Origin of the sequence: Duffyella sp. Ts4 (assembly GCF_051851875.1) — a bacterium.
GTDB lineage: Bacteria > Pseudomonadota > Gammaproteobacteria > Enterobacterales > Enterobacteriaceae > Duffyella > Duffyella gerundensis.
On record NZ_JBLYPN010000014.1, the window covers coordinates 18,090 to 44,754 of the forward strand.

At 57.2% G+C, this 26,665-nt stretch carries 25 protein-coding genes; 15 read left to right on the forward strand and 10 right to left on the reverse strand.

Going from position 1 to position 26,665, the window contains the following annotated elements; translation table 11 throughout:
* The first annotated feature begins 135 nt into the window (after nt 1-135).
* Nucleotides 136-1,131 (forward strand): acyltransferase, encoded by a 996-nt coding sequence (locus tag ACJY2L_RS16625; protein WP_439213955.1) that lies wholly within the window; start codon nt 136-138, stop codon nt 1,129-1,131.
* Here ACJY2L_RS16625 and ACJY2L_RS16630 read toward each other — a convergent pair.
* From ACJY2L_RS16630 to xylA, 4 genes are all read right to left on the reverse strand, one after another.
* Complete coding sequence (locus ACJY2L_RS16630; protein ID WP_187488374.1) at nt 1,116-2,051, reverse strand: GlxA family transcriptional regulator; 936 nt, start codon at nt 2,049-2,051, stop codon at nt 1,116-1,118. The genes ACJY2L_RS16625 and ACJY2L_RS16630 overlap by 16 nt on opposite strands.
* Complete coding sequence (locus ACJY2L_RS16635; protein ID WP_439213954.1) at nt 2,048-2,596, reverse strand: isochorismatase family protein; 549 nt, start codon at nt 2,594-2,596, stop codon at nt 2,048-2,050. Before ACJY2L_RS16635 ends, ACJY2L_RS16630 begins: the two co-directional genes overlap by 4 nt.
* A gap of 143 nt (nt 2,597-2,739) precedes the next feature.
* Entirely contained in the window at nt 2,740-4,206 is a 1,467-nt protein-coding gene (gene xylB, locus ACJY2L_RS16640; RefSeq protein ID WP_439213953.1) for a xylulokinase, read from the reverse strand.
* 14 nt (nt 4,207-4,220) lie between these two features.
* Nucleotides 4,221-5,543 carry a xylose isomerase gene (gene xylA, locus ACJY2L_RS16645; protein ID WP_439213952.1) on the reverse strand — a complete coding sequence of 441 codons (1,323 nt, stop codon included), beginning with the start codon at nt 5,541-5,543 and terminating at the stop codon, nt 4,221-4,223.
* Nucleotides 5,544-5,912: 369 nt separating this feature from the next.
* On the opposite strand from xylA, the gene xylF reads away from it, so the two are divergent.
* The 4 genes from xylF to xylR all read left to right on the forward strand — a co-directional run bounded on the left by xylF (nt 5,913) and on the right by xylR (nt 10,919).
* Complete coding sequence (xylF, locus tag ACJY2L_RS16650) at nt 5,913-6,905, forward strand: D-xylose ABC transporter substrate-binding protein (protein WP_067434852.1); 993 nt, start codon at nt 5,913-5,915, stop codon at nt 6,903-6,905.
* Between the two features lie 57 nt (nt 6,906-6,962).
* Nucleotides 6,963-8,489 (forward strand): xylose ABC transporter ATP-binding protein, encoded by a 1,527-nt coding sequence (locus ACJY2L_RS16655; RefSeq protein WP_439213951.1) that lies wholly within the window; start codon nt 6,963-6,965, stop codon nt 8,487-8,489.
* The gene (xylH, locus tag ACJY2L_RS16660; RefSeq protein WP_439213950.1) at nt 8,482-9,657 is read left to right on the forward strand and encodes a xylose ABC transporter permease XylH; all 1,176 of its coding nucleotides are present in this window, start codon (nt 8,482-8,484) and stop codon (nt 9,655-9,657) included. The genes ACJY2L_RS16655 and xylH overlap by 8 nt, the downstream gene beginning before the upstream one ends.
* A gap of 83 nt (nt 9,658-9,740) precedes the next feature.
* The gene (xylR, locus tag ACJY2L_RS16665) at nt 9,741-10,919 is read left to right on the forward strand and encodes a D-xylose utilization transcriptional activator XylR (protein WP_439213949.1); all 1,179 of its coding nucleotides are present in this window, start codon (nt 9,741-9,743) and stop codon (nt 10,917-10,919) included.
* A 114-nt stretch (nt 10,920-11,033) separates the two neighbouring features.
* Here xylR and ACJY2L_RS16670 read toward each other — a convergent pair whose 3' ends face one another.
* The gene (locus ACJY2L_RS16670) at nt 11,034-11,246 is read right to left on the reverse strand and encodes a hypothetical protein (RefSeq protein ID WP_067434864.1); all 213 of its coding nucleotides are present in this window, start codon (nt 11,244-11,246) and stop codon (nt 11,034-11,036) included.
* A gap of 221 nt (nt 11,247-11,467) precedes the next feature.
* Here ACJY2L_RS16670 and ACJY2L_RS16675 point away from each other — a divergent pair, with 221 nt between their 5' ends.
* The gene (locus ACJY2L_RS16675) at nt 11,468-12,553 is read left to right on the forward strand and encodes an aldo/keto reductase (RefSeq protein WP_067434867.1); all 1,086 of its coding nucleotides are present in this window, start codon (nt 11,468-11,470) and stop codon (nt 12,551-12,553) included.
* A 193-nt stretch (nt 12,554-12,746) separates the two neighbouring features.
* Here ACJY2L_RS16675 and ACJY2L_RS16680 read toward each other — a convergent pair whose 3' ends face one another.
* From ACJY2L_RS16680 to ACJY2L_RS16700, 5 genes are all read right to left on the reverse strand, one after another.
* The gene (locus ACJY2L_RS16680) at nt 12,747-12,986 is read right to left on the reverse strand and encodes an antitoxin (protein WP_439213948.1); all 240 of its coding nucleotides are present in this window, start codon (nt 12,984-12,986) and stop codon (nt 12,747-12,749) included.
* 19 nt (nt 12,987-13,005) lie between these two features.
* Nucleotides 13,006-13,746, reverse strand: a complete 741-nt coding sequence (gene dnaC / locus ACJY2L_RS16685) for a DNA replication protein DnaC (RefSeq protein ID WP_067434870.1) — start codon at nt 13,744-13,746, stop codon at nt 13,006-13,008.
* Between the two features lie 2 nt (nt 13,747-13,748).
* Nucleotides 13,749-14,291, reverse strand: a complete 543-nt coding sequence (dnaT, locus tag ACJY2L_RS16690) for a primosomal protein DnaT (protein ID WP_439213947.1) — start codon at nt 14,289-14,291, stop codon at nt 13,749-13,751.
* A 114-nt stretch (nt 14,292-14,405) separates the two neighbouring features.
* Nucleotides 14,406-15,065: a hypothetical protein gene (locus tag ACJY2L_RS16695; protein ID WP_209501025.1), complete on the reverse strand. Its 660-nt coding sequence runs from the start codon at nt 15,063-15,065 to the stop codon at nt 14,406-14,408.
* 111 nt (nt 15,066-15,176) lie between these two features.
* Nucleotides 15,177-17,165, reverse strand: a complete 1,989-nt coding sequence (locus tag ACJY2L_RS16700; protein ID WP_439213946.1) for an autotransporter outer membrane beta-barrel domain-containing protein — start codon at nt 17,163-17,165, stop codon at nt 15,177-15,179.
* A gap of 142 nt (nt 17,166-17,307) precedes the next feature.
* Between ACJY2L_RS16700 and ACJY2L_RS16705 the strand changes: the two genes are divergently transcribed.
* The 9 genes from ACJY2L_RS16705 to ACJY2L_RS16745 all read left to right on the forward strand — a co-directional run bounded on the left by ACJY2L_RS16705 (nt 17,308) and on the right by ACJY2L_RS16745 (nt 26,631).
* Complete coding sequence (locus tag ACJY2L_RS16705; protein ID WP_439213945.1) at nt 17,308-17,868, forward strand: DNA-3-methyladenine glycosylase I; 561 nt, start codon at nt 17,308-17,310, stop codon at nt 17,866-17,868.
* Between the two features lie 109 nt (nt 17,869-17,977).
* Entirely contained in the window at nt 17,978-18,637 is a 660-nt protein-coding gene (locus ACJY2L_RS16710) for an OmpA family lipoprotein (protein ID WP_067434885.1), read from the forward strand.
* 139 nt (nt 18,638-18,776) lie between these two features.
* Nucleotides 18,777-19,799, forward strand: a complete 1,023-nt coding sequence (locus ACJY2L_RS16715) for a LacI family DNA-binding transcriptional regulator (protein ID WP_439213944.1) — start codon at nt 18,777-18,779, stop codon at nt 19,797-19,799.
* Between the two features lie 180 nt (nt 19,800-19,979).
* Complete coding sequence (locus ACJY2L_RS16720; RefSeq protein WP_439213943.1) at nt 19,980-20,729, forward strand: sugar phosphate isomerase/epimerase family protein; 750 nt, start codon at nt 19,980-19,982, stop codon at nt 20,727-20,729.
* A 3-nt stretch (nt 20,730-20,732) separates the two neighbouring features.
* On the forward strand, nt 20,733-21,686 hold the full coding sequence (locus tag ACJY2L_RS16725; protein WP_187486565.1) for a sugar kinase: 954 nt from the start codon (nt 20,733-20,735) through the stop codon (nt 21,684-21,686).
* A gap of 59 nt (nt 21,687-21,745) precedes the next feature.
* Nucleotides 21,746-23,029 carry an MFS transporter gene (locus ACJY2L_RS16730; RefSeq protein ID WP_264273205.1) on the forward strand — a complete coding sequence of 428 codons (1,284 nt, stop codon included), beginning with the start codon at nt 21,746-21,748 and terminating at the stop codon, nt 23,027-23,029.
* A 60-nt stretch (nt 23,030-23,089) separates the two neighbouring features.
* Entirely contained in the window at nt 23,090-24,064 is a 975-nt protein-coding gene (gene ghrB, locus ACJY2L_RS16735) for a glyoxylate/hydroxypyruvate reductase GhrB (RefSeq protein ID WP_187488389.1), read from the forward strand.
* A gap of 111 nt (nt 24,065-24,175) precedes the next feature.
* Nucleotides 24,176-25,426, forward strand: a complete 1,251-nt coding sequence (locus ACJY2L_RS16740; protein ID WP_439213942.1) for a valine--pyruvate transaminase — start codon at nt 24,176-24,178, stop codon at nt 25,424-25,426.
* 296 nt (nt 25,427-25,722) lie between these two features.
* On the forward strand, nt 25,723-26,631 hold the full coding sequence (locus tag ACJY2L_RS16745) for an EamA family transporter (RefSeq protein WP_439213941.1): 909 nt from the start codon (nt 25,723-25,725) through the stop codon (nt 26,629-26,631).
* Nucleotides 26,632-26,665: the final 34 nt, after the last annotated feature.

The following is a 26,665-nucleotide window of genomic DNA, read 5'->3' on the forward strand; positions in this document are numbered from 1 at the left end:
GAAATCGGGCGGCTCCTCCGCCGCTTTTTCTATGGCGAAAAGGCCACAGATCTCTCTTAATCAGCCGCTCAAGGCTTGTTGTCCATCGCGTGTCTGGCTACGCTTTGCCGCACGCAAAAAGGCGAAGAGGGAGCCATGCAGCAAAAGATAAACTGGATAGACAATTTACGCGCCGTCGCCTGCATGATGGTTATCATGATCCACACCACCACCTGGTACATTACCGGCGGCAATAAAATCAGCGAACAGAGCTGGGATCTGGCCAACGTGCTTAACTCCGCCTCGCGCGTCTGCGTGCCCATTTTCTTTATGATTTCCGGTTTTCTGTTCTACGGCGACCGCAGCGCCCAGCGGCGCCATTTCCTGCGTCTGGTGCTCTGCCTGCTGTTCTACAGCGCGGTATCGCTGATTTATATCACCTGGCTGACGCCGATCAGCGAGGGCCGCTCGATCATGAAGCTGCTGGAAAAGCCGGTGTTTTATCACCTGTGGTTCTTTTTTGCGCTGATTGGCATTTATCTGCTGTCGCCCCTGATTCAGGTAAAACAGGTCAGCGCGCCTTTTTTGCTGGTGTTAGTGCTGGTGCTGGCGGTGCTGGCGAACCCCAATACGGTCAGCAAGTCGGTGGGCACCTTTCACTGGCTGCCGATGAATCTCTACGTCAGCGGCGACAGCTTCTATTACGTGCTTTATGCCCTGCTCGGACGCGCGGTGGGCACCATGGAAACGCAAAAGCGTGGCGTCAGCGCACTGGCCGGTCTCGCCTTTATCGGCTGCGTGATCGGCATTACCCTGGGCACTAAACATGAGCTGCACGTCAACGGCGCTTTCTCCGATACCTGGTATCTTTACTGCGGTCCGCTGGTGTTTATCGCCGCCATCAGCCTGATGGTGCTGTTCAAAAACGGTTTAAATCAGCGCCCGCTGCCGGTGCTGGCAACCATTTCACGCTATTCATTGCCGATTTATGGCCTGCATGCGCTGTTTATCCACTTTCTGCGCACCCGCCATCTGGATGATATGTCACGACCGCTGCTCGATATTCCGTGGATATTTGGCGTCACGCTGGGCGGCAGCCTGCTGCTGGCGATGGGACTGGCAAAGCTCGACAAACGTCACTTTGTTAGCTGATCGTCGGCCCAGCGCTGGTGGGCGCGACGCAGCTGGCGCGAAGAGGAAAAACCCGCCGCCTGCGCGGCACGCTCAGCGCCCTCGCCCTGTTGCAGTCGCTGACGGGCGATCGCCAGCCGCAGCTGCTCATGATAATCCCGTACGCTGATGCCCAAATGCTGGCGAAACAGTCGGGCAAGATGACGCTCGCTGACGTGCGCGCGTGCCGCCAGCTGCGGCAGCGTCCAGCCCGCTTCCGGCTGCTGAAGCAGCGCATCCTGCGCACGATGAATCGCCGGATGCAGATGATTACGGTAGCGCAGCCAGGGCGACAGCTGCGGATCGTCGCCTGAACGGCGAAACCACACCACCATTTCCCGCGCCACGTCCAGCGCCACCTGCGAGCCGCACCGACGATTGATCAGATGTAGCGCCAGATCGATACCCGCGGTAATACCGGCGCTGGTCCAGACGCCGCGATCTTCCACAAACACCCGATTCTCTTTCACCAGCGCGCCGGGTGCCGCCTGACGCAGCCGATCCAGCACGTCGTGATGGGTAGTGCACTGCAATCCATCCAGCAGTCGCGCCCGGGCGGCCAGCAGCGCGCCGGAGCAGATACAGACCAGTGTGATCGCCTGGCTATGAATCTGTGGTTGCAGCCGCATCAACCAGCGGGACGTCTGTTGAGCCTGCGGCGTGGCAAACCAGCGCTGAGAATCGCTGGCGCCGGGCAGCAGCAACAGACTGCCCGCAGGTAAAGTTTCCGGCAGCGGTGCAATCTGGCTGATGGTCATGTCGGTGGAGGTGATCACGCTCTCCTGCGGCCCGATATAGCGCAGGGAAAAGTGTCCCTGCGCCAGCTGTAGCGCTTCGGCAGGCCCGGTGAGATCCAGCGTCATGACGCCGGGCAGGGTCACTATCCAGACCGGCGTGCTCATGATGATGACAACGCCTGTAAGCCACTCTCCACCGTATGAATCGTGGCAAAACGGCCATTCAGTACGGTTTCAGTGCGGTGAAAAAGATCGGCGACGCTGAGGGTAATGCCGTTATGCGTCATAGGAAACGTCAGGGTAGCTTCGGTGACAAATATCACCTGATAGCCGAGATCGGCCGCCACGCGCGCGGTGGTTTCGCAACACTGCTCGGTGCGTATGCCACACACAATCAGCTGCGTGATGTTCTGCTGTTGCAGCCAGTGTTGCAGGCCCGATTCGGTCAGCGCGTTATGCACGCGCTTATAGAAGGTGACGTCAGGCACATGCTGCAGAAACGGCATGGGCGTGACCAGGCCAGATGCAAGGTCAAAAGGACCGTCGCCGTCGGCATGCAGCACGTTGATCACCGGCACGTTGCGCGCCTCACAGCCCGCGATCAGCTGCGAGACGGCCTCTTTAAAAGCGGGAAAATGGTCTTCGCACCAGTAATCGCGGTGAAAGAATGACGACTGTACATCAATGACCAGCAGTGCGCTGTGGGACATTGTCGGACTCCATGTAAGGATTGCCTGTACCAATCATCCTCGCACTTCGCCCGTTCGTGAAGACCAAAAACGGACATCATTACGTCATGCCCGGCTGAGCCGTTATGCGCGTGCGGTCAGTGGCCGATAAGAGCCGCCCGATATCACGCCTTCAGCTCCTGCATCAACGGTGCCAGCCGCTGATAAAGCTGGGCAAATACCGCCCGCTTGCGCTGGTAATTCGCATGTTTATCGGCATCGGGCTGATGGCGCTGCTCCAGCGGTAGCGTCGGCAGCAGCGCGGCCCTATCGCCCTGCGGCGTCATCGCCAGCCTTGCTAAGCGCGCAGCGCCCAGTGCCGGACCAACGTCGCCGCCGGTGCAAAAATCCAGCGTCTGGCCGCTGATATCTGCCAGCATTTGCCGCCAGTATGCGCTGCGCGCGCCGCCGCCGATGAGCATGATGCTGCGCGGCGCAATGCCGCTGGCGTGCACCGCATCAATGCCCTGCGCCAGCGCGTAGCCCACGCCTTCCAGCACCGCGTTCGCCAGCTCGGCACGGCCATGCTGATGCGTCATACCAAAAAACACGCCTTTAGCCTGGGGATCGTTGTGCGGCGTGCGCTCGCCGGAAAGATAAGGCAGAAACCAGATGGGCGGCAGCGTCACCTGCGCCTGCTGTGCTTCCGCCAGCAACTGCGGCACATCAGCACAGCCGGTGAGTTTGGCCGCCCAGTCGAGACAGGATGCTGCGCTGAGCATCACCGACATCAAATGCCAGCGCTGCGGTAGCGCGTGACAAAAGCTGTGCACCGCCGAGGCGGGGTTAGCCATAAAGCCGTCGCTGACCAGGAAGTAGACGCCAGATGTGCCCAGCGACAGCATACCCTGGCCAACGTTGACCATACCCACGCCAACCGCGCCCGCCGCGTTATCGCCGCCTCCGGCCACCACCTGAACGTCGCCCATTCCCCACCCGGCGGCGATGTCAGGCCGCAGCGTGCCGGTTGGCTGGTTGCCCTCAAACAGCGCGGGCATCTGCTGACGCGTTAAGCCGCAGGCGGCCAGCATGACGTCGCTCCAGTCGCGCTTTGCCATATCCAGCCACAGCGTTCCCGCCGCATCAGACATATCGCTGGCACAGACGCCATTCATGCGCCAGCGTAGATAATCCTTGGGTAACAGCACTTTACCAATGCGGGAAAACAGCTCAGGTTCATGCTGTTGTACCCAGAGCAGCTTCGGCGCGGTAAAGCCTGGCATCATCAGATTGCCGGTAATAGTGCGGGAATCGGGCACCCTTTGCTCAAGCTGCTGGCACTGCGCCGCGCTGCGGCCGTCGTTCCACAAAATAGCCGGACGCAGCACGTTAAATTGATGATCGAGCAAGGTGGCGCCATGCATTTGGCCACTGAGACCGATGGCGCGCACCTGGCTGAGATCCTGCTCCGCCGCCAGCGCGCGCATCGCGCCGTCGGTGGCCTGCCACCAGCTTTCGGGATCCTGTTCACTCCATAACGGGTGTGGACGTGACACGCTCAGCGGTTGCGTCTGGCTGGCGACCAGTTCGCCGTGTTCATCCAACAGCACCACTTTCACACCTGAAGTGCCCAAATCGATCCCGATATACATAGGTAGCGGCTCCGTTATTTTACGAAAAGATAGTGATTCACCAGGTTTTCCAGCTGCTCCTGACGCCCGCTTTGTGGCTGTGGATCCAGATGTTGCTCAGCAGCATACGCCGCCAGCGTCTCCAGCGAGTGTTCACCTTTAAGGATTTGCTGGCCCAGCTCACCGTTCCAGCCGCTGTAACGGCGCGCTACGCGACGATCCAGCTCGCCATCCGCGATCATGCTCGCCGCCACTTTCAGCGCCAGCGCCATGGTATCCATGGCACCAATATGACCATAGAAAAGGTCATATTTATCGATACTCTGTCGACGAACTTTGGCATCAAAATTCAGGCCGCCGGTGGTAAAGCCGCCCGCTTTGAGGATTTCATACAGCACCAGCGCATTTTCCTCAACGCTGTTAGGGAACTGATCGGTATCCCAGCCGACCTGCGGATCGCCGCGGTTGGCATCCACCGAACCAAAAATACCCAGCGCAATGGCACTGGCAATTTCATGGTGGAAAGAGTGGCTCGCCAGCGTGGCGTGGTTCGCCTCGACGTTAACCTTGATCTCTTTTTCCAGCCCAAATTGCTGCAGAAAGCCGTAGACCGTCGCGACATCAAAATCGTACTGGTGCTTGGTCGGTTCCTGCGGCTTGGGTTCAATCAACAAGGTGCCGTGGAAGCCCATTTTATGCTTCTGCTCTACCACCATATGCATGAAGCGGCCCAGCTGCTCACGCTCCTGGCGCAGATCGGTGTTAAGCAGCGTTTCATAGCCTTCACGACCGCCCCACAGCACATAGTTCTCTCCGCCAAGACGATGGGTGGCGTTCATCGCCGTGAACACCTGCGTCGCCGCCCAGGTAAAAATTTCCGGATCGGGATTAGTGGCGGCGCCCGCGGCATAGCGCGGATGGGTAAAGCAGTTGGCGGTGCCCCACAGCAATTTCACGCCGGTTTGCGCCTGTTTCTCCGCCAGCACGTCGGTCATCGCGGCAAAATTATTGATATAGCTTTTCAGCGAATCCCCTTCCGGCGACACGTCGACATCGTGAAAGCAATACCAGGGCACATTCAGCTTATGGAAAAACTCGAAGGCGATATCCGCTTTGCGCTTTGCCTGTTCCAGCGCATCACCCGGTTGCTGCCACGGACGTTGAAAAGCGCCGCTGCCAAACATGTCAGCACCGTTCCAGCAGAAGGTATGCCAGTAGCAGGCGGCAAAACGCAGATGATCTTCCATGCGTTTGCCAAGCACGAGTTCATCGGGATTGTAATGGCGGAAAGCCAGCGGATTGGTGCTTTGCGTTCCTTCATAACGGACGCGATCGAGCTGATCGAACCAGGATTGCATGTTTATCTCCTTAACCATAAAGCAGCTGAACGCTCAGCGGCAGGTGAGATTATTGTGGTGAGGGAATAAAGCGCGCTCAATTACGTTATTTAACACTGAGGTTGAGATAATTATTAATTGTGCGTCAGCTCGCAAAAAATAAAGGGGGAAAGGAAAAAAACACAGCAAAACGCCTCACAGAATTGCGCAACACGGTGAGCTAAAAAAGATAAAAATCCGATCAACTTCATAAAATTTTAAATAAACCAAAAAACATAACCGCAAGACGAAAATCTGTAATTGCTGGCGGGAAACTGAACGATAACAATTCATCAGCCTGTTATCGCACTGGCTGTTTTTACCCTTACCTCAACCTGGAAGGTCATAAAAATGAAAATGAAAACGACGTTGCTTGCCCTCTGCGCCGCACTGGCGCTGGTTAGCCAGGCAGGCCTGGCCAAAGAAGTGAAGATTGGCATGGCCATCGACGATTTGCGGCTTGAGCGCTGGCAAAAAGATCGCGATATTTTTGTAAAAAAAGCAGAATCCCTTGGCGCTAAAGTATTTGTCCAGTCGGCCAACGGCAATGAAGAAACGCAGATGTCGCAGATTGAAAATATGATCAATCGCGGTGTCGACGTGCTGGTGATTATTCCCTATAACGGTCAGGTATTAAGTAACGTTATTGCTGAAGCAAAACGTGAAGGAATTAAAGTGCTGGCTTATGACCGCATGATAAATAATGCCGATATCGATTTTTATATCTCTTTTGATAATGAAAAAGTCGGCGAAATGCAGGCGCAAAGTCTGGTACAGCGCGTGCCGCAGGGTAACTATTTTCTGATGGGCGGCTCGCCAGTGGACAATAACGCCCGCCTGTTCCGCAACGGCCAGATGAAAGTGCTGAAACCGCTGATCGACAGCGGCAAAATCAAAATCGTTGGCGATCAGTGGGTCGACGCCTGGCTGCCGGAAAACGCGCTGAAAATCATGGAAAACGCCCTGACCGCCAATGGCAACAAAATTGATGCGGTCGTGGCCTCCAATGATGCGACGGCGGGCGGTGCGATTCAGGCGCTGAGCGCGCAAGGCCTGGCGGGCAAAGTCGCGATCTCCGGACAGGATGCCGATCTGGCCGCCATCAAACGCATCAACAACGGCACGCAGACCATGACCGTCTACAAGCCGATCAGCAAGCTGGCTAACGACGCCGCAACGATCGCCGTGGAACTGGGCGACGGCAAACAGCCGAAATCCAACGCCACGCTCGATAACGGCAGCAAAAAAGTTCCCGCCTGGCTGCTGGAGCCGATCGCCGTTGATAAAACCAACATCGACAGCACCGTGGTGGCTGACGGCTTCCATAAAAAGAGCGATCTCTGATGCTGCTCACCGCCGTGCAAACGGCGGCTACCTTGATCGACTGCCGGGAGACGCGTGATGGCCAGGCTGCTTGAAATGAAAAATATCACCAAGCTGTTCGGCGCGGTAAAAGCGGTGGACAACGTATCGCTGAGTCTCGAGCCCGGCGAAGTGATGTCGCTGTGTGGCGAAAATGGCTCGGGTAAATCGACGCTGATGAAGGTGTTGTGCGGCCTGTATCCAACAGGCAGCTATCAGGGGCATATCTTTTTCGCCGGGGAAGCGCTGCGTGCCACCACCATTCGCGATACCGAGCGCAAAGGCATTGTCATTATTCATCAGGAGCTGGCGCTGGTCAGGCAGATGACGGTGATGGAGAACATTTTTCTCGGCGGCGAATTGACCCAACGCGGCGTGCTGGATACCGACACCATGACGCTGCGCTGCCAGACGCTGTTAGAGCAGGTGCGGCTGGATGTTTCACCCGAAACGCGCGTCGGCGAGCTGGGGCTGGGTCAACAGCAGCTGGTGGAAATTGCCCGTGCGCTGAACAAGCAGGTTCGCCTGCTGATTCTGGATGAGCCCACTGCCTCGCTGACCGAACAGGAGACGCGGGTGCTGCTGGATATCATTCGCAATCTGCGCAATCACGGCATCGCCTGCGTCTATATCTCACACAAACTCAACGAGGTGAAGGAGATCTCCGACACCATCTGTGTGATTCGCGACGGTCAGCATATCGGCACCCGCCGCGCCGACGCGATGAGCGAAGATGACATCATCACTATGATGGTGGGGCGCGAGCTGACCTCGCTCTATCCGGTTGAACCGCATCCAGTGGGCGAAGAGATTTTGCGGGTGGAAAACCTTACCGCCTGGCATCCGGTCAACCGCACCATTAAGCGCGTGGATAACCTCTCGTTCAATCTGCGGCGCGGTGAGATTTTGGGCATTGCCGGGCTGGTTGGCGCCGGGCGCACCGAAACCGTTCAGTGTTTATTTGGCGTCTGGCCCGGCCGCTGGGAAGGTCAGGTTTACGTCAACGGTGAGGCGGTACGCATTACCGATTGCCAGCACGCCATTGCGCAGGGCATTGCCATGGTGCCGGAAGATCGAAAGAAGGATGGCATCGTGCCGGTGATGGGCGTCGGCAAAAATATTACCCTGGCGGCGCTGGGCCAGTTCAGCAGCGCGTTTTCGGTGGTCGATGAAGCGCGAGAACAACAGGCCATTGGCGAGGCAATGGCGCGCCTGAAAGTCAAAACGGCATCACCAGAGCTGGCGATTGGTCGCCTGAGCGGTGGCAATCAACAAAAGGCGGTGCTGGCAAAATGCCTGCTGCTGAATCCACGCATCCTGATCCTCGATGAACCTACCCGCGGCATCGATATCGGTGCGAAATATGAAATTTACAAACTTATCAACCAGCTGGCCCAGCAGGGGATCGCCATTATCGTGATCTCCTCAGAACTGCCAGAAGTGCTGGGTCTCAGCGATCGCGTGCTGGTGATGCATCAGGGCCAGCTCAAGGCTGACCTGATTAATCGCGATCTGACTCAGGAGAAGATTATGGAAGCGGCCCTGCGGAGTGAACACTATGCTTAAGACCGATTCAACCCAGCCCGCGGCACCGGTCGCCGCAGGTAAAAAAGCTGGCGTACCCATTAATCTGCAGGTGGGAGTAATGATCCTGGCCATTGTGCTGATTATGGCCTTCTTTACCTGGACCACCGACGGTGCCTACCTCAGCGCGCGCAACATCTCCAACCTGCTACGCCAAACCGCCATTACCGGCATTCTGGCGGTGGGCATGGTGTTTGTGATTATCTCCGCCGAAATCGATCTCTCCGTGGGTTCAATGATGGGCCTGCTGGGCGGCGCAGCAGCTATTTTTGACGTCTGGCTCGGCTGGCCGTTGCCGCTGACCATCGTGGTCACGCTGGTGATGGGGCTGCTGCTCGGCGCGTGGAATGGCTGGTGGGTTGCCTACCGCAAGGTGCCGTCGTTTATCGTCACGCTGGCTGGCATGCTCGCCTTTCGCGGCATTCTGGTCGGCATCACCAACGGCACCACCGTGGCGCCGACCAGCCCGGCGATGTCGCAAATTGGCCAAAGCTACCTGCCTGCTGGTATCGGTTTTGGCTGCGGCGTGGCGTGCCTGGCACTATTTATCGTCTGGCAATGGCGGCTGCGGCTGCGTCGGCAAAAAGTCGGGCTGGCGATGCCTGCCGCTTCCGGCACCGTGACGCGTCAGGCGTTAACGGCGGTGATTGTGCTGGGTGCGATCTGGATGCTGAATGACTACCGCGGCGTGCCAACGCCGGTGTTGATTCTTTCGCTGCTGCTGCTCGGCGGCCTGTTTGTCGCTACCCGAACCGCCTTTGGCCGACGTATTTACGCTATTGGCGGCAATATCGATGCCGCGCGTCTGTCGGGCATCAACGTCGCCCGCACCAAGCTGGCGGTGTTTGCTATCAATGGCCTGATGGTGGCGATTGCTGGCCTGATTCTCAGTTCGCGGTTGGGTGCCGGTTCGCCTTCGGCCGGTAACATTGCCGAACTGGATGCCATTGCCGCCTGCGTCATCGGCGGCACCAGTCTGGCGGGCGGTATTGGTAGCGTGGCGGGCGCGGTGATGGGCGCGTTTATCATGGCATCGCTGGACAACGGCATGAGCATGATGGATGTGCCGACCTTTTGGCAGTACATCGTCAAAGGCGCGATTCTGCTGCTGGCGGTCTGGATGGACTCCGCCACCAAGCGGCGCGTGTAGGCGATCACATGGCGGATGAATTTATTTCTGGTCATCACAGCACTGTGCTATTCAGAAAGCAGAATAAACAGTGGAACACAGCCATGTTTGAAAAACGTTTTCGCATCACCCTGCTGTTCAACGCCAACAAGGTTTATGACCGTCAGGTTGTGGAAGGCGTCGGGGAATATTTGCAGGCGTCGCAAACCGACTGGGACATTTTTATTGAGGAGGATTTTCGCTGTCGCATCGATAACATTAAAGAGTGGCTGGGCGATGGGGTGATCGCCGATTACGACGATAAACAGATCGAACAGCTGCTCAAAAACGTCGATGTGCCCATCGTTGGCGTTGGCGGCTCTTATCATCGTGACGAGGATTATCCGCCGGTGCACTACATCGCCACCGACAACGCCGCGCTGGTGAGAAGTGCGTTTCTGCATCTCAAAGAGAAAGGCGTTCACCGCTTTGCGTTTTACGGTTTGCCCGCTGCCAGCGGCAAACGCTGGGCGCAGGAGCGGGAATATGCCTTTCGCGAACTGGTGGCGGAAGAGCGTTATCAGGGCGTGGTTTATCAGGGCATGGAGACCGCACCGGAGAACTGGCAGCATGCACAGAACCGGCTGGCGGACTGGGTGCAAACGCTGCCGCCGCAGACCGGCATTATTGCCGTCACCGACGCCCGCGCGCGGCATCTGTTGCAGGTTTGCGAACACCTGAACATCGCCGTACCGGAAAAACTCTGCGTGATTGGCATCGACAACGAAGAGCTGACGCGGTTTTTATCGCGCGTGGCGCTCTCTTCGGTGGCACAGGGGTCGCGCCAGATGGGGTATCAGGCGGCTAAGCTGCTGCATCGACTGCTGGATCAACGTCAGCTTCCGTTGCAGCGCATTCTGGTGCCGCCGGTGAAGGTCATAGAGCGGCGTTCCACCGACTATCGCTCACTGCGCGATCCGGCGGTGATTCAGGCGATGCATTTTATTCGCTACAACGCCTGCAAAGGCATCAAGGTAGAACAGGTGCTGGATGCGGTGGGCATATCGCGCTCTAATCTTGAAAAACGTTTTAAAGATGAAACCGGCGAAACCATTCACGCGGTGATTCACGCGGAGAAACTGGAAAAAGCACGCTCGCTGCTGGTGTCGACCTCATTATCGATCAACGAGATTTCACAGATGTGCGGCTACCCTTCGCTGCAATATTTCTATTCGGTGTTTAAAAAGGTGTATGCCAGCACGCCGAAAGAGTACCGCGATCGCTACGGTGAAATTACCGTCTGAAACCTTTTTTCCACGGTACCTGACGCTGACGGCACCTTCGTGCTGGCTCATCACCTTCTGTTCAAAGACAACAGGCTACGGCGCATGTCGCATTCGGTAAAACCAGGCGTTTGCCTATACCTGATGCCGCGCACGTTCCAGTGCGTGCCTGAACTGGCGGACCTCATGAAACAGCCAGTGGCGGCGGCCTGGAGGTGCCTTGTCCACCGCTTCAGGTAGCGGCACACCGTCCAGCGAACCACGATTGCACAGCACGCGCACCAGCGTCGCCGGTGCCACGCCGATATAACGCGCCACCTCCGGCAAGGTCATCATTTCTCTGTTCATATCGCCTCCTCGTTTTCAACGTTTTCCATTGTTGCGCTGCACGAGGCTTGCGGCGTTGATTACGATCAAAAGCACGGCAGTGTGATTTTCTGCTTTGCACAGGAATAAGCCACTTCATAACGCCATGAATAATAATAAAAAAAACCAATAGTCTACGCTTTCTCTGGGGTGTCGCCTTAACCGCGACACGGATTTCCCATGACACTAAAGAGGAAAAAGCAATGAAATACAGGAAGCTGGGCCATTCAGGTCTGATGATCTCTGAACTGACGCTGGGTACGGTTCCCTTTGGCGGCAAGGCGGGTTTTGAAAAGACCGGTAATGTTGATGCCAAACAGGCGCGCCGATTTCTTGATATTGCCCTCGAACACGGCGTCAACGCCGTGGATACCGCCGATCTCTATTCACACGGTGGCGCGGAAGAGGTGCTGAGTGATGCGCTGGCCGTACATCGCGATAAACTGATTCTTACCAGCAAAGCGCGCAGCCCGATGAGCGACGATCCCAACGACAGCGGCGCCAGCCGTTTTCACCTGATCAAATCCTGTGAAAACAGCCTGCGTCGGTTGAAAACCGATCATATCGACCTTTATCAGATTCATAACTGGGATGGCGTCACCTCGCCGGAAGAGACGCTGCGGGCGCTGGAAGATCTGGTGAAAAGCGGCAAGATTCGCTATTTCGGCACCTCCAATTACACCGCCTGGCAGATGATGAAAACGCTGGGCTGTGCCGAGGTTAACCAACTGATGAAGCCGGTGAGCCAGCAAATCTACTACACGCCGGAATCGCGTGAGGCGGAGTATGAGCTGCTGCCAATGGCGATCGATCAGAATATTGGTACGCTGATTTGGGGGCCAATGGGCGAAGGTTTGTTGACCGGTACCGTGCGTCGCGGTCAGAAAACACCGGCAACCTCGCGTCAGGGCAACGGCTGGCCGGAACCCTATGTGCACGATATGGAACATGCTTGGGACGTGATCGACGTGCTCAGCGCGGTGGCCGAAGAAGCGAATGCCACCACGGCGCAGGTGTGCCTCGCCTGGCTGCTGACGCGTCCGGGTATCTCATCGCTGATTATCGGCAGCCGCACCGAAGCGCATCTGCAGGAGGATCTGGCCGCAGCCAGCCTGACGCTCAGCCCAGCGCAGCTGGCGCGGATTGAGCAGGCGACGCGTCCGGCACCGCAGTATCCCTACTGGCACCGTTTCACCAGCGGCATGGACCGCATCGATCCGGCAGAGCAGCCGTTCCTTGATGAATACCGGCAAACGCTGGACAATCGCACCGATCTCGATCAGAAATAGTCGGTAACGATCGCTGGCGCGCTGAAACTGCGCCAAAAAAATGCCCGCGTGTATTAACAGCGCGGGCATTTTTACAATCGGATTATAGTATCCACTCTTCCAGCACCCAATCAGGTAGTTTTTTGAAAGCCTGATCGCGGGTCACGATGGTCATAGTAAGGCTCAACGCCTGTGCTGCGATGAGTTGAGTGACTTAAAACGCATCGTTAACCTGTGCTTTGCTCACCAGCTTAAGCACGTCATCCCCGTTATCAGGGTTAGCTGGCTTAAGAGAAAGAATGAGATTACCCGCCTCATCACGCCGGATATAAACCCGATCGCTGTTAAATTCAAATTCTACGGTAGTTAAGCAGCCTGATTTCTGCCATTTCTGCACAAGTTTGCGGTACGATCTCTGCTGACCTTCACGCTTATTAGCCTGTGCCGCTTTCATGCTTTACCACCAGCCTCACTCAATACTCGTCGCCGCGTACCCGGCTGCGATAGCTTTCCCAGTCGAAGCGCACCCACAGGCTGTTGCCGAGGCGCATGCGATCCATTACCCGCTCGCCGAGCAGCTGGTTCATGCCCGCATGATCGAGATTGGAGAGCATGCCGGTGGGCCGTTTCGAGCTGGATCGGCGATCGACAATCTGATTAATAATCACCTTCTCGTAACGCGATTCCGTTTGCATGCCGATCTCATCGATAACCAGCAGGTCAACGGTACTGAGATCGTGCAGCAGCCGCTCTTCGGTGGTGTCGCTGGTGCCGCTGAAGGTGCCCTTCATGTTGGACATCAGGTCAGCCACGGTCACAATCAGCACGCTTTTGCCGCGTAAAATCAGGTCGTTACCAATGGCTGCTGCGAGGTGGTTTTTGCCAGTGCCCGGTTTGCCGGAAAACACAAAGCTGGCGATGTTGCCTTCGAACTCGCTGGCATACTGACGCGCCAGCGCCAGTGCGCGCTGCTGGCCTTCGTTTTCCACCCGGTAGTTATCAAATGAACAGTTCATGTGCAGCTCGCGAATGCCGGAGCGGCCCATCACCCGCTGCATACGCATCGCACGGTTTTCACGCACGATCGACTCTGAACGCTGGCGGCCCTGCTCCTGGTTCCACTTAATTAGCTCTTCGCCGCTGGTGAATTTCGGCTTTACGTGCGCCGGAACCAGCCTTTGTAAACGGGTAAACAGTGTGGTCGGGCTTTTCATCGCTAACCTCGGAATCCATCAGGAATGGTGTGATCGGGCTCTGCAACCTGGGTCAGATCGCGTCGTGGCTGGCCGCCGTTGGTAGCGCGTCCAACCTGCAGGCTGCGCGCCAGCTTCTGCTGCCATTGAACGTGGTGAAACATGCGGCCTTCTGCCTGCCAGTAAGCAATAAAAGAGGCGAGCTCCGCAGGCGTAACCGGTGCGCTCAGCGATACGCCCCAGACGGCGGCCAGCCGCAAAAAATCGGCGTCGGGTTGCCAGCCATCATAGAGCGAAAATTTACCCGCCGGCACGGCAATGGCCACGGGCGATGCGGCATCATCCTGGAATAGCTGTTCGTCCAGCGCGACATCATTGCGCGTCTGCATCGCCGCCTCGGCTGCCAGTAATTGCGCCAGGCGTTGCGGCGTAAGCGCATAAAATTGTGGCGCATTATTGGCGAAGACGGCCACGGCGCCCTGTTCAGTCGCCTGCAACGCCTGCGCCGGATCCTGACAAAAAGCGTCGATGCCGATAATGGTGGAGGTGAGAATTTTGACAGACATGATGGAATCCCGCATAGCAAATCGATTACCGCATTCAGGCGCCAGCGCCTGAAGCGATATTCTATCAAGTTTAGCGGTAAGGATCGCCTAATTCTGTGCGGCGAGCGCGGGTAATCAGGCGACGTTCTGCCAGCGAATCGGCTGTGATTCGGTAGCGAAAACCATGGCGCGGCGCGGTAAAAACAGCAGATAGCGCACGCTGGAAAGCAGGCACAGGCTGTAGCCCAGCAGCTCCGATCCCTCTTCCGCCATGTTTTTTACCACATGATGAAAATTATCCGGCATCAGGTGCTGCCACAGGTCGTTCATGCCAAACAGGCGTGAAAACACCAGCGTGGTCAGCAGGCCCGCCGCCATCATATGCCAGGCGCGATGGCGCAGCAGTGTGACCAGCCCAGCCAGCGTGCGTGCCGGATGACGCAGCGCCACCAGCAGCGACGTCAGCGCCAGGGCAAGGGCAAACCAGACCCAGCTGCCGTGATGCAGTTCATCAAACAGAAAGTCCATTTCGCGGATCAGCATGCAGCCATAAAAACCGCCCACCAGCGCCAGACTGCCGCGCAGACGCGGGTGTTTCACCGCCTGCACAAAAAACAGACCGCTGATGATCGCCAGCATGACTTCCTGCGAAATCTCAGTAAATGAGTTCTCATGCAGGCCGTCGCTCATCCAGCTTACGTCGATAAAAATCAGCCCCATGATCAGCGTTAAAAACAGTCCCTGAGCCAGAAATACCAGCAGTTCATTGCGTATAATAATTAGATTGTCGCGCATAATGTTTCCTAAAAAATAAAAAGCGCGCTAATTATATTTCCAGCTCTCCGATCGGCTTCCCATTTGATGCCCTTTTCACCGCCAAAACGGCAAGTAGCGTGCCTTTACCGCTTAAAAGCGGGCACTGACGCCGAGGTTATACATGAACTGCTCGCCTGTACTGAGGCCGCCGGTTTGGGTAAACGACGCGAACGCGGCGACATTTTCCGTCAACGGCAGGTTGGCACCGACGCTGACATCGACCCAGTTGCTGTCCTGCTCTGCGCTTTCACGACTGAAACGCGTGGCGGTGGATTTCAGTCCGCCGCTGGCGCGCCAGCGATCGTCGCCAAACTGATGGTTATAGCTCACTTCAGCCCACGGATTGATCCATCCCAGCCGCGAATCAACCCGCCAGCCCAGCGCACCAATCTGTGAATGATAGGTCTGATCGCCGAAGCGCATCGCCGTGCTGTCGCTGCCGTTCTCCTGATAACCGTCAACCCGGCTGTAATCAACGGCATATTTTGCCACCGGCCCGGTGGTCACCGCCTGACCGAGTGGAAAATCCCAGCCGGTCATTACGCGGGCGCCCAGCTGGCGGCCATCGGTGCTGCCCTGTTCGCTGCGTGATGCCGGACCCAGTGAAATGTTACGCGTGATGTCATCGTAATCCGCAGAGGCGAAATGCAGATCCGCACTGACGTAACCCTGTTCAAACAGCGTAACGGCGCTGTAGGCCGAAACCAGCCAGCCGCGCATGCGGTAGTCGTAATCGGGCGTCGGATGCTGATTGTCGTTGGAGCCGGACGCCAGCATACCCACCAGCCAGCTGTCGGTGAGCTGATAATCGACACCCAGCGTCAGGTTGTGCGTCACCGCATCGCCGTCGCCTGCGCCGGTCTCGACATCGCTGTGCTGCCCGGCATAGCCGCCATAAACCGTCACCGCACCCGCTGATTGCTCACCGCTGCGCTGCTGTTGCAGACGGCTGTCCAGCGTGTTGTGCATATCTCGCGCCATCGCCATCGTCGCCTGATTCAACGCCGTCGCCTGCAACGGGCCATCCAGCACCGACTGAATATAATCACCGATCAGCAAATGGGTTGCCGGACTGGGATGCAGCCGATCGGCGAACAGGTAAGCCTGATCGCGCGAAAATCCCGGCTCGCTGCTGCTGCACTGTGCCGCCGATACGCCTGGCGGACAGGCCATGCCCGCGGTGTTGCTCAGGCCGTAACGCGCCGGATCGGCGATCGCTTCGTTAAACAGGCCGTTGATATCAACGCGCACGATATTGCCGCGATATTGCGCCAGATAGCGCTCTTCCTGCTGGTTATAGCTGTCGGTCAATGCCTGCGCCTGCGTGCTCAGGGTTTGCCACGCCTGATAGAGCCGATCGGCAATCGCCTGTTGCAGTGCCGGCACACCGGTTGCTGACCCCGCTGCGGCATAAAACGCATTGCGCACGGCTTCATTACGTTCATTAGCGTTAGCCGTGCCCTGACTGGCCAGCGCGCTAAACGCCGCCTCTAATGCGTTGCCAGAGACCGGCGCAAGGCCAACAGAGATGATCGCCTCCAGTAGCGCAGGCGTGGCGCCGATGTTGGGCACCGTGGGCACAATCACCGTGCCCGCACCGGCGTTAAGCAGCGTATTCACCTGGCTGGCGGCGGCAGCCGCGCTGCTGCTGACAATACGCTCGGCGGCCAGCGGATTTAGCGCGGCAGCGGCCAGATCGTTGCCGCCCACCCAGTGGACATAAAGCCCGTTACCGTCGGCACGGCCACCGTTGGCGTTAAGATAGGTTTGTAGCTGCTGCTGCGTATTGTTGTCCGCATCCAGCGCGGGCGTGGCCACCGCGCCGCCCGCCGCATAGTTTGTGCCGCCTGCGCTGGATGGCACCAGGCTTTGCTGAATTTTCTCTGCCAGAATGTCGTCATACAGCGGATGCGCGCTGCCATCCCAGGTATAACGGCCAACGTTACCGCTATCGCTCAGGCTGTCGCCAAACACATAGAATTGCTCCCAGGCGTAGCCGGGCAACGGTGAGGCTAACAGTAATGCCGTGCTAACCGCGCCAGCAACAAGGCGAAGTGGATACTGAATTTTTTGCAGCATAAATGACTCCAGACAAGAGCCGAAAAAGGAAGTTACGCGTATGATTAACCGGCGCGGATCGCGCTGCTAATAACTATCGCCGCAATGGCCGTTACGTCAAGATAACTGATGAAAAATTCGCCAGAATCAAGAGGAAGATCGCATGCAACGCTGTGGCTGGGTTACTGAAGATCCGCTTTATGTCGCCTATCACGATCGGGAATGGGGCATTCCGGAAACGCGTCGCGAGGCACTGTTTGAGATGCTCTGTCTGGAAGGCCAACAGGCGGGCTTATCCTGGATAACGGTGCTGAAAAAGCGCGCTGCGTACCGCGAGGCGTTTCACCATTTTGATCCACAGGCGGTAGCGCTGATGGATGAACAGGCGATCGATCGGTTAATGAGTAACAGCGGTCTGATCCGTCATCGCGGCAAACTCACCGCCATTGTCACCAATGCACGGGCGCTGCTGGCGATGGAAGCACAAGGTGACGCGTTTTCGTCGTTTATCTGGCAGTTCGTTGAGCATCAGCCGGTGATCAACCATTTTCCTGCGGGTTCGGCCGTACCGGCGAGCACGACGGTCTCGGAAGCCTTATCGAAAGCGCTGAAAAAGTGCGGCTTTGCCTTTGTTGGCCCGACCATCTGTTACGCCTTTATGCAGGCGTGCGGCCTGGTAAACGATCATTTAACCGGCTGTTTTCGCCATCCAGCGCATCAGTGACGCCGTTCTTTACAAAAATAAGACTTTTACCCAGACATTTCTTCATCTTTGGACGTCATAATCGTACCGCTTATAAATGGGTCTTTATGATTTTTTTGAGGGATTTAAGATGAACAAGCGCATTTTCGCGTTCTCCTTGTTACTGAGCGGCACCATTGCGCTTTCTGGCTGTACGACAAATCCCTACACCGGCGAATCACAGGCGGGTAAATCGGGCATCGGTGCGGGCCTCGGCGCGCTGGCAGGCGCGGGTATCGGCGTGTTGTCATCATCTAAAAAAGATCGCGGCAAAGGCGCACTGATTGGTGCGGCATCGGGCGCAGCGGTCGGCGGCGGCGTGGGCTACTACATGGATGTGCAGGAAGCTAAGCTGCGTGACAAAATGAAAGGCACCGGCGTTAGCGTAACGCGTAACGGCGACAACATCGTGCTGAACATGCCAAGCAACGTCACCTTTGATTCCAGCAGCAGCAGCCTGAAACCTGCGGGTGCGAACACGCTGACCGGCGTGGCAATGGTACTGAAAGAGTATCCAAAAACCGCCATTAACGTGCTGGGTTACACCGACAGCACCGGTTCGCGTTCACTGAACATGAACCTGTCACAGCAGCGTGCTGACAGCGTTGCCAGTGCCCTGATCACCCAGAACGTGGCGGCTAACCGCATTCGTACTCAGGGTATGGGTCCGGATAACCCAATCGCCAGCAACAGCAGCGAAGCGGGCAAAGCGCAGAACCGTCGCGTTGAAATCACCCTCAGTCCTCTCTGATCGTCCGGGGCCTGATGGTCCCTTTTCGTTATGGCTGGTCCTTAGTCCGCGATCGGCCGCACCGCAGCTAACCAGCACTAACGGCCGCTTCGTAAGCTGTGCTAGTCTTCCGCTTTTCGCGTCATCCTGAAGGAAGATCATGAACCGCAAGGCCATACGCGCCACGATCAGCGACGTTGCTCGCGCCGCTAACACGGGTAAAACCAGCGTGTCACGTTACCTGAACGGCGAGCAGAACGTGCTGTCTGCGGATCTCAAACAGCGTATTGAACAGGCGATTGCCGAACTCGATTATCGCCCAAGTCAGATGGCGCGCAGCCTGAAGCGTGGCCGCACCCGCCTGATCGGCCTGATTATCGCTGATATTACCAACCCCTATTCCATCGATGTGCTTTCCGGCATCGAAGCCGCCTGTCGGGCGCGCGGCTTTACCCTGCTGATGTGCAATACCAATAACGAAATCGACCTTGAGCAATATTATTTGCAGCTGCTCAGCAGCTATCAGGTAGAAGGCATTGTGGTTAACGCGGTGGGCATGCACGAAGCGGCGCTCAGCCAGTTACAGCAGTCGCTGCTGCCAATGGTGCTGATCGACCGTAAAATTCCCGATTTTGTTTGTGATGTTGTGGGCCTGAATAACCAGGAAGCCGCCGCAATGGCGACACAGCATCTGGCCGACAACGGCTGGAAAAATTTGCTGTTTGTCAGCGAACCGCTGGGCCTGGTGAATACTCGCCGCGAACGGCTGCGCGCCTTTCAGGAGACCGCCGCGACGCTGCCGGGCATCCTGGCTGAAAACATTGAAGTCCCGCTAACGCAGCCAGCGCAGATTGACGAGGCGCTGCGCGCCTTTTATCAGCGCCATCAGGGCACATCCTGCGCGCTGATGGTCGGCAACGGCGCATTAACCCTGCAGGTGGCGCGCGCGTTACAGCGGTTAAAGTTGACCTGGGGCGAAGAGATTGGCCTGGTGGGCTTTGACGATCTGGAGTGGGCAGAACTGGCCGGTTCCGGCATCACCACGTTGAAACAGCCGACCTGGCAGATTGGCTATGCGGCGCTGGAACAGGTGATTCGCCGCATCGATGGCGACCTGACACCGCCGGAAGAAAAGATGTTTTCCGGTGAGCTGATTGTCCGCGGCTCCTCACGTCGCGCCTGAATCGCCTCCCCATAGCGAACTTTTACCCGCATTTTTCACTTTCAGATTTTTTTCTCCCTGATTCTGCGCACATCGTGAGCAGGATCATAGTTTCACACTCCTCCGCTTTTCTTTGGAACCGGTTCCAATTACCGTTTTTGCTATGTCATGCGCGCAAACGCGGAAGACGCGGAGATGAAAATGAAAAAACAGGTAATTGTGGTGACCGCCGCTTACGGCTCGCAAAAGGTCGCTGAACTCGGTGGTCAGCAGGCGTTGCTGCCAATCATCAAAGCGGCGGGCGCCGATGGCGTTGAGATCCGTCGCGAGCTGATGAACCCGCAGGCGTTAGGCGATCTGCCGGCCCTGACCGCCGCGCTGGCGGAGCACCAGCTGGTGGCATTCTATTCTGCCCCTGAATCCCTTTACACCGAACAGGGTGAGCTGAATCCTCATCTTGATGCCCTGCTCAGCGAAGCGGACCAACTCAATGCGCGCCTGCTGAAGCTGGCGCTGGGCGGCTTCCCGCAACAGGCTGACTTCACTGAACTGCAACGCACGCTGGCGAAATACCAGGCGCAGCTGGCGGTTGAGAACGATCAGACGGTGTATGGCCGACTGCCGATTATCAGCCGTTTTTTCCAGCAGGCCAGTGAAGCTGGCGTGCCGGTGGTGATGACCTTTGATATGGCCAACTGGCTCTGGACCGGGGAGGCGGCTGACGCGGCGGCAACGCAGCTTAGCGATGCCGTGCGCTATATTCATGTAAAAGCGGCTACGGCGCAGGGCGATACCTTCCGCGCCATCGCGCTGGATGAGGCGGGAGATGCCTGGCGCACGCTGTTGCAGCAATTGCCTGACGAGGTGCCACGCGGCATCGAGTTCCCGCTGGAAGGCGACGATCTGGTTGCGGTAACACGTCACTACGTTGATCTGTTGCGGGAGGCGTAAACGATGCACAGCTTACAGAACGGTACGCTGGATGTGGTCACCATTGGCGAAGCGATGGCGATGTTTGTCGCGCTGGAGCCAGGCGATCTGGCGGCGGCAGAACGCTTTGTTAAACGCGCCGCGGGCGCTGAACTGAACGTGGCGATTGGCCTGGCGCGCCTGGGCCTCAATGTCGGTTGGGTGAGCCGCATTGGCGACGATTCGCTGGGGCAATTCATCTGCCAGCAGCTTGAGCAGGAGCGGGTCAATCATCAGCAAGTCACCGTAGATGCCCGTTATCCGACCGGCTTTCAGCTGAAATCCAAAGTCGACGACGGCTCCGATCCGCGCGTGGAATATTTCCGCAAGGGTTCGGCAGCCAGCCACCTCTCCCCCGATGATTTCAATCGCGACTACTTTGGTGCCGCGCGCCATCTGCATCTCAGCGGCGTGGCGGCGGCGCTCTCCGCCAGCTCATTTGAACTGCTGCATCATGCGGCTAAAAGCATGCGCGCGCAGGGCAAAACCATCTCTTTTGATCCTAATCTGCGCCCGGTGCTCTGGCCGAGCGAACAGACGATGGTGAAACAACTGAACCTGCTGGCGGAATATGCCGACTGGGTATTGCCGGGCGACAAAGAGGGCAAAATCCTCACCGGCTACAGCCAGCCGGAAGCGATTGCCGATTTCTACCTCGATAAAGGGGTGAAAACGGTGATTATCAAGACCGGCTGTGACGGCGCCTGGTACAAAACGGCCGAGGGTGAAAAAGGTCAGGTTGCTGCGATTCGCGTCGATAACGTGGTCGACACCGTAGGTGCTGGCGACGGCTTTGCGGTTGGCGTGATCAGCGGCTTGCTCGACGGCAAAAGCCTGCCGGATGCGATCCGCCGCGGCAATAAAATTGGCTCTCTGGCTATCCAGGTGATTGGCGACAGCGAAGGATTACCGACGCGCGCTGAACTGGGTGACTTTTAGCCTCTCTTTTTTCGGGTTGGCGAAGCAGGCCGACAGCGACCTCAACAGAGGATATCTGGATGAAAAAGCACACAATTGCGCCTAAACGCTGGTGGTATATTATGCCCATCGTGTTTATCACTTACAGCCTGGCGTATCTCGATCGCGCGAACTTTAGCTTCGCCTCCGCGGCTGGTATCAACGACGACCTCGGCATCACCAAAGGCATGTCCTCCTTGCTGGGCGCGCTCTTTTTTCTTGGCTATTTCTTCTGCCAGATTCCGGGCGCGATTTATGCCGAACGCCGCAGCGTTAAAAAGCTGGTGTTCTGGTGCCTGGTGCTGTGGGGCGTTTGCGCCTCATTAACCGGCGTGGTGAGCAATATTCCGATGCTGGCCGCCATTCGCTTTGTGCTTGGCGTCGTGGAAGCGGCGGTGATGCCGGCGATGCTGATCTACATCAGTAACTGGTTTACCAAATCAGAGCGCTCACGGGCCAACACCTTCCTGATCCTGGGTAATCCGGTCACCGTGTTGTGGATGTCGGTGGTCTCCGGCTATCTGATCAACGCCTTTGGCTGGCGCGAAATGTTTATTTTTGAGGGCATTCCGGCGGTGATCTGGGCGGTTGCCTGGTGGTTCCTGGTGCAGGACAAACCGGGCCAGGCTAAATGGCTGAGCAGCGAAGAGAAATCCGCGCTGCAGGCGCAGCTGGAGAAAGAGCAGGAAGGCATTAAAGCGGTGCGTAACTACGGCGAAGCCTTTAAGTCACGTAACGTTATTCTGCTTTGTCTGCAATACTTTGCGTGGAGCATCGGCGTTTACGGTTTTGTATTGTGGTTGCCGTCGATTTTACGCAGCGGCTCACAAATGGGTATGGTCGAAGCGGGCTGGCTGTCAGCGGTGCCTTATCTGGCAGCGACCGTGGCGATGCTGGTGGTGTCATGGGCATCGGATAAAACGCAAAACCGTAAGCTGTTTGTCTGGCCTCTGCTGCTGATTGGCGCACTGGCGTTCCTCGGCTCTTATCTGGTTGGCTCAGACAATTTCTGGTTCTCTTATACGCTGTTGGTGATCGCCGGTGCGGCGATGTATGCGCCTTACGGCCCGTTCTTCGCCATTATCCCGGAGATGCTGCCACGCAACGTCGCCGGTGGCGCGATGGCGTTAATCAACAGCATGGGCGCGCTCGGATCTTTCCTCGGGTCCTGGGTGGTCGGTTACCTCAACGGTGCCACCGGCAGCCCGGCAGCGTCTTATATTTTCATGGGTGCAGCGCTGTTGGTCTCGGTGGTCCTTACGCTGATCGTAAAGCCGGCAGAGCAGAAACAGCCTGCGGTTAACCATGGCGCGAAACACGCCTGAACATCGTGCAGGGCGACGCAAGCCGTCGCCTTCGATCACAGAATTCACAGGGAGTTATGCATGAAGCCTTCGATTATTCTTTATAAAAAGCTGCCGGACGATCTGCGCAGTCGTTTGGATGAGCACTTCACCGTTACCGAAATCAGTAACCTCAACGCGGAGACCGTTGCGCAGCATGCGGAGGCGTTCCAGCAGGCGGAAGGCATCCTCGGCTCCGGCGGCAAAGTAGACGGCGAGTTTCTGCAGAAAGCGCCCAAACTGCGCGTGGCGTCGTCGGTCTCGGTGGGCTATGACAATTTTGACGTTGATGCGCTCAACCAGCGCGGCGTGGTGCTGATGCACACGCCAACCGTGCTGACCGATACCGTGGCCGATACCATGATGGCGCTGGTGCTGACCGCCGCGCGGCGCGTGGTGGAAGTGGCCGAACGGGTAAAAGCGGGTGAATGGCAGGGCAGCATCGGTGCTGACTGGTTTGGCGTTGACGTACACCATAAAAAGCTCGGTATTCTCGGCATGGGCCGCATCGGCCTGGCGCTGGCGCAGCGGGCGCACCTCGGTTTTAACATGCCCATTCTCTACAATGCACGTAAGCAGCACAGCGAGGCGGAAACCCGCTTTGATGCACAATACTGCGACCTGGATACACTGCTGAAAGAGTCTGATTTTCTCTGTATCAGCCTGCCGCTGACCGATGAAACCCATCATCTGATTGGCGAAGCGCAGCTAGCCAAAATGAAATCGAGCGCCATCCTGATCAACGCGGGCCGTGGGCCGGTGGTGGATGAGCAGGCGCTGATTGCCGCCCTGAAAAACGGCACGATTCACGCTGCAGGTCTGGATGTGTTTGAAGTTGAGCCATTACCGGTCAGCTCTGAACTGCTGACGCTGCCTAACGTCGTGGCACTGCCGCACATCGGCTCCGCCACCCATGAAACGCGTTACGGCATGGCACGCGACGCGGTGGATAACCTGATTGCGGCGTTAAGCGGCAACGTCGAGAAAAACTGCGTTAATCCTCAGGTCCTGAAGTAAGTTCTGGCGGACGAGGTTCGCCTCGTCCCGCTTCGCTGCCCTTTCTCATTGCACCCATTTGCCACCGGCGTTAAGGTGGACCTCTACATCTCATTAACAAACGATCCTGCTATGAGCTTCTCCCAATTTGGTGAAAAATTTACGCGTCACTCCGGCATTTCCCGCTTAATGGAAGACATGGGTGAAGGCCTGCGCACGCCCGGTGCGATTATGCTGGGCGGCGGTAATCCGGCGCAGATTCCGGCAATGGATGACTATTTTCAGCAGCTTTTGCAGCAGATGCATAACGATGGCAAGCTGGCGGAAGCGTTGTGCAATTATGACGGTCCACGCGGCAAAGCCACGCTGCTCGATGCGCTGGCTGCACTGCTGCGCGATCATCTCGGCTGGGATATTTCATCGCAGAATATCGCCCTGACCAACGGCAGCCAGAGCGCCTTTTTCTATCTGTTTAATCTTTACGCCGGTCGCTGCGCCGACGGCAGCAAAAAGCGCGTGCTGTTTCCGCTGGCACCGGAATATCTCGGCTATGCCGATGCCGGGCTTGATGAGTCGCTGTTTGTTTCTGCTCGCCCCAATATTGAACTGCTGCCGGAAGGCCAGTTTAAATATCACGTCGACTTTGAACATCTGCACATCGGCGAAGAGACCGGCCTGATTTGTGTCTCGCGGCCGACTAATCCCACCGGCAACGTGATCACCGATGAGGAGCTGCTTAAGCTCGACGTCCTTGCACAACAGCACAACATTCCGCTGCTGATCGATAACGCCTACGGCGTACCGTTTCCCGGCATTATCTTTAGCGACGTTCGGCCGCTGTGGAACCCTAATATCATTTTGTGCATGAGCCTGTCGAAGCTCGGCCTGCCGGGCGCGCGTTGCGGCATCATCATCGCCGATGAGAAAGTGATTAACGCCATCAGCAATATGAACGGCATTATCAGCCTGGCACCCGGCAGTATTGGCCCGGCCATCGCCTGCGAAATGATTAAACGCGGCGATCTGCTGCGGCTGTCGGAAGAGGTCATCAAACCTTTTTATCAGCAGCGTGTTGAGCAGACTATCGCCGTCATTCGCCGCTATTTATCGACCGATCGCTGCCTGATACACAAACCAGAAGGGGCGATTTTCCTGTGGCTGTGGTTTCCGGATTTGCCAATCACCACGGAAATGCTCTACCAGCGTTTGAAGGCACGCGGCGTGCTGATGGTGCCTGGCCACTTCTTCTTTCCAGGCCTGGAATATGACTGGCCGCACACCCATCAGTGCATGCGCATGAACTATGTGCCGGAAGCGGAAAAAATTGAGCGTGGTATCCAGATTCTCGCCGAGGAACTGGATAAAGCCTTTAGCGGCGAATAAGCACGGACAGCAGGCATTTAACGTCGGCTGCCACTTCTGGCGCCGATTGTCTGTAACACAGCGCGTTTCCCAACCTGCTGCCTCTCGGCGGGTTTTTCGTGTCGTTGGCTGGCGCAGGAGCTCAGTAAACCGATCGGCGTGAGCATCCGTTAACCCGGATGATCGTCACTACCGCGCTCGCCCTGAATACGCGTCGCTGGCGTTTTACCGGGATTCATCGATAAAAGAATGCGGCTGGCCATCGTCCGGCATTACGTGACGGCTTGCCATGTTAATCGTCTGTATCAGGGAGGTTTATGTCAGTCAGAGATATGCTGTTAGCGCTGTGCGTGGTGGTCGCCTGGGGCGTCAACTTTGTGGTGATCAAGCTCGGTTTACAGGGCATGCCGCCTTTTTTACTCGCCGGTCTGCGCTTCACGCTGGTTGCCTTTCCCGCCATTTTCTTTGTGCGCCGACCACAGGTGCCGCTGCGCTGGTTGATGCTGTATGGCCTGACCATCAGTTTTGGTCAGTTCGCTCTGCTGTTTCTGGCCATCAAGCTCGGTATGCCGGCAGGTCTGGCGTCGCTGGTGTTGCAGGCGCAGGCGTTCTTCACCATTGGCCTGGGCGCGTTGCTGTTGGCCGAAAAGCTGCGCTGGAATCATGTGGCGGGCATGCTGATCGCGACGCTGGGCATCTTTCTGCTGGCAACCTCGGGCATGCAGGGACAAACCACCGCGGGCGTGACGCTGACCACCATGATGATGACGCTGGCGGCGGCGCTGTCATGGGGATTCGGCAATATCACCAATAAGATCATCATGCGTAATCGCTCGGTGCCAGTGCTGTCGCTGGTTACCTGGAGCGCGCTGGTGCCGATAGCGCCCTTTTTTCTCTGCTCATGGCTGTTTGAAGGCAGCGAGGCGATCACCACCAGCCTGCTGCATATCTCGCTGACCACGGTGCTGGCGCTGATCTACCTGGCGTTTGTTGCCACCATTCTTGGCTATGGCATCTGGGGAAATCTGCTCAGCCGTTATGAAACCTGGCGCGTGGCGCCGCTGTCGTTGCTGGTGCCGGTGGTAGGCATTATCAGCGCCGCAGTGGTATTGGGCGAGCGGCTGTCGTTACAGCAGATGGCAGGCGCAGCGGTAGTGATTGCAGGCCTGCTGGTGAATATTTTTGGCGGACTGCTGTTAACCGCACGGCTCAGCCGGTCGCCCTAACCCGGTGAAGAGACGATAAAAAAACGCCGCTTTT

What these genes read in the sequence shown, in the direction of transcription:
- ACJY2L_RS16625 (WP_439213955.1), top strand. Translation starts at nt 136, where the DNA reads ATGCAGCAAAAGATAAACTGGATAGACAATTTACGCGCCGTCGCCTGC.
- ACJY2L_RS16630 (WP_187488374.1), bottom strand. Translation starts at nt 2,051, where the DNA reads ATGAGCACGCCGGTCTGGATAGTGACCCTGCCCGGCGTCATGACGCTG.
- ACJY2L_RS16635 (WP_439213954.1), bottom strand. Translation starts at nt 2,596, where the DNA reads ATGTCCCACAGCGCACTGCTGGTCATTGATGTACAGTCGTCATTCTTT.
- xylB (WP_439213953.1), bottom strand. Translation starts at nt 4,206, where the DNA reads ATGTATATCGGGATCGATTTGGGCACTTCAGGTGTGAAAGTGGTGCTG.
- xylA (WP_439213952.1), bottom strand. Translation starts at nt 5,543, where the DNA reads ATGCAATCCTGGTTCGATCAGCTCGATCGCGTCCGTTATGAAGGAACG.
- xylF (WP_067434852.1), top strand. Translation starts at nt 5,913, where the DNA reads ATGAAAATGAAAACGACGTTGCTTGCCCTCTGCGCCGCACTGGCGCTG.
- ACJY2L_RS16655 (WP_439213951.1), top strand. Translation starts at nt 6,963, where the DNA reads ATGGCCAGGCTGCTTGAAATGAAAAATATCACCAAGCTGTTCGGCGCG.
- xylH (WP_439213950.1), top strand. Translation starts at nt 8,482, where the DNA reads ATGCTTAAGACCGATTCAACCCAGCCCGCGGCACCGGTCGCCGCAGGT.
- xylR (WP_439213949.1), top strand. Translation starts at nt 9,741, where the DNA reads ATGTTTGAAAAACGTTTTCGCATCACCCTGCTGTTCAACGCCAACAAG.
- ACJY2L_RS16670 (WP_067434864.1), bottom strand. Translation starts at nt 11,246, where the DNA reads ATGAACAGAGAAATGATGACCTTGCCGGAGGTGGCGCGTTATATCGGC.
- ACJY2L_RS16675 (WP_067434867.1), top strand. Translation starts at nt 11,468, where the DNA reads ATGAAATACAGGAAGCTGGGCCATTCAGGTCTGATGATCTCTGAACTG.
- ACJY2L_RS16680 (WP_439213948.1), bottom strand. Translation starts at nt 12,986, where the DNA reads ATGAAAGCGGCACAGGCTAATAAGCGTGAAGGTCAGCAGAGATCGTAC.
- dnaC (WP_067434870.1), bottom strand. Translation starts at nt 13,746, where the DNA reads ATGAAAAGCCCGACCACACTGTTTACCCGTTTACAAAGGCTGGTTCCG.
- dnaT (WP_439213947.1), bottom strand. Translation starts at nt 14,291, where the DNA reads ATGTCTGTCAAAATTCTCACCTCCACCATTATCGGCATCGACGCTTTT.
- ACJY2L_RS16695 (WP_209501025.1), bottom strand. Translation starts at nt 15,065, where the DNA reads ATGCGCGACAATCTAATTATTATACGCAATGAACTGCTGGTATTTCTG.
- ACJY2L_RS16700 (WP_439213946.1), bottom strand. Translation starts at nt 17,165, where the DNA reads ATGCTGCAAAAAATTCAGTATCCACTTCGCCTTGTTGCTGGCGCGGTT.
- ACJY2L_RS16705 (WP_439213945.1), top strand. Translation starts at nt 17,308, where the DNA reads ATGCAACGCTGTGGCTGGGTTACTGAAGATCCGCTTTATGTCGCCTAT.
- ACJY2L_RS16710 (WP_067434885.1), top strand. Translation starts at nt 17,978, where the DNA reads ATGAACAAGCGCATTTTCGCGTTCTCCTTGTTACTGAGCGGCACCATT.
- ACJY2L_RS16715 (WP_439213944.1), top strand. Translation starts at nt 18,777, where the DNA reads ATGAACCGCAAGGCCATACGCGCCACGATCAGCGACGTTGCTCGCGCC.
- ACJY2L_RS16720 (WP_439213943.1), top strand. Translation starts at nt 19,980, where the DNA reads ATGAAAAAACAGGTAATTGTGGTGACCGCCGCTTACGGCTCGCAAAAG.
- ACJY2L_RS16725 (WP_187486565.1), top strand. Translation starts at nt 20,733, where the DNA reads ATGCACAGCTTACAGAACGGTACGCTGGATGTGGTCACCATTGGCGAA.
- ACJY2L_RS16730 (WP_264273205.1), top strand. Translation starts at nt 21,746, where the DNA reads ATGAAAAAGCACACAATTGCGCCTAAACGCTGGTGGTATATTATGCCC.
- ghrB (WP_187488389.1), top strand. Translation starts at nt 23,090, where the DNA reads ATGAAGCCTTCGATTATTCTTTATAAAAAGCTGCCGGACGATCTGCGC.
- ACJY2L_RS16740 (WP_439213942.1), top strand. Translation starts at nt 24,176, where the DNA reads ATGAGCTTCTCCCAATTTGGTGAAAAATTTACGCGTCACTCCGGCATT.
- ACJY2L_RS16745 (WP_439213941.1), top strand. Translation starts at nt 25,723, where the DNA reads ATGTCAGTCAGAGATATGCTGTTAGCGCTGTGCGTGGTGGTCGCCTGG.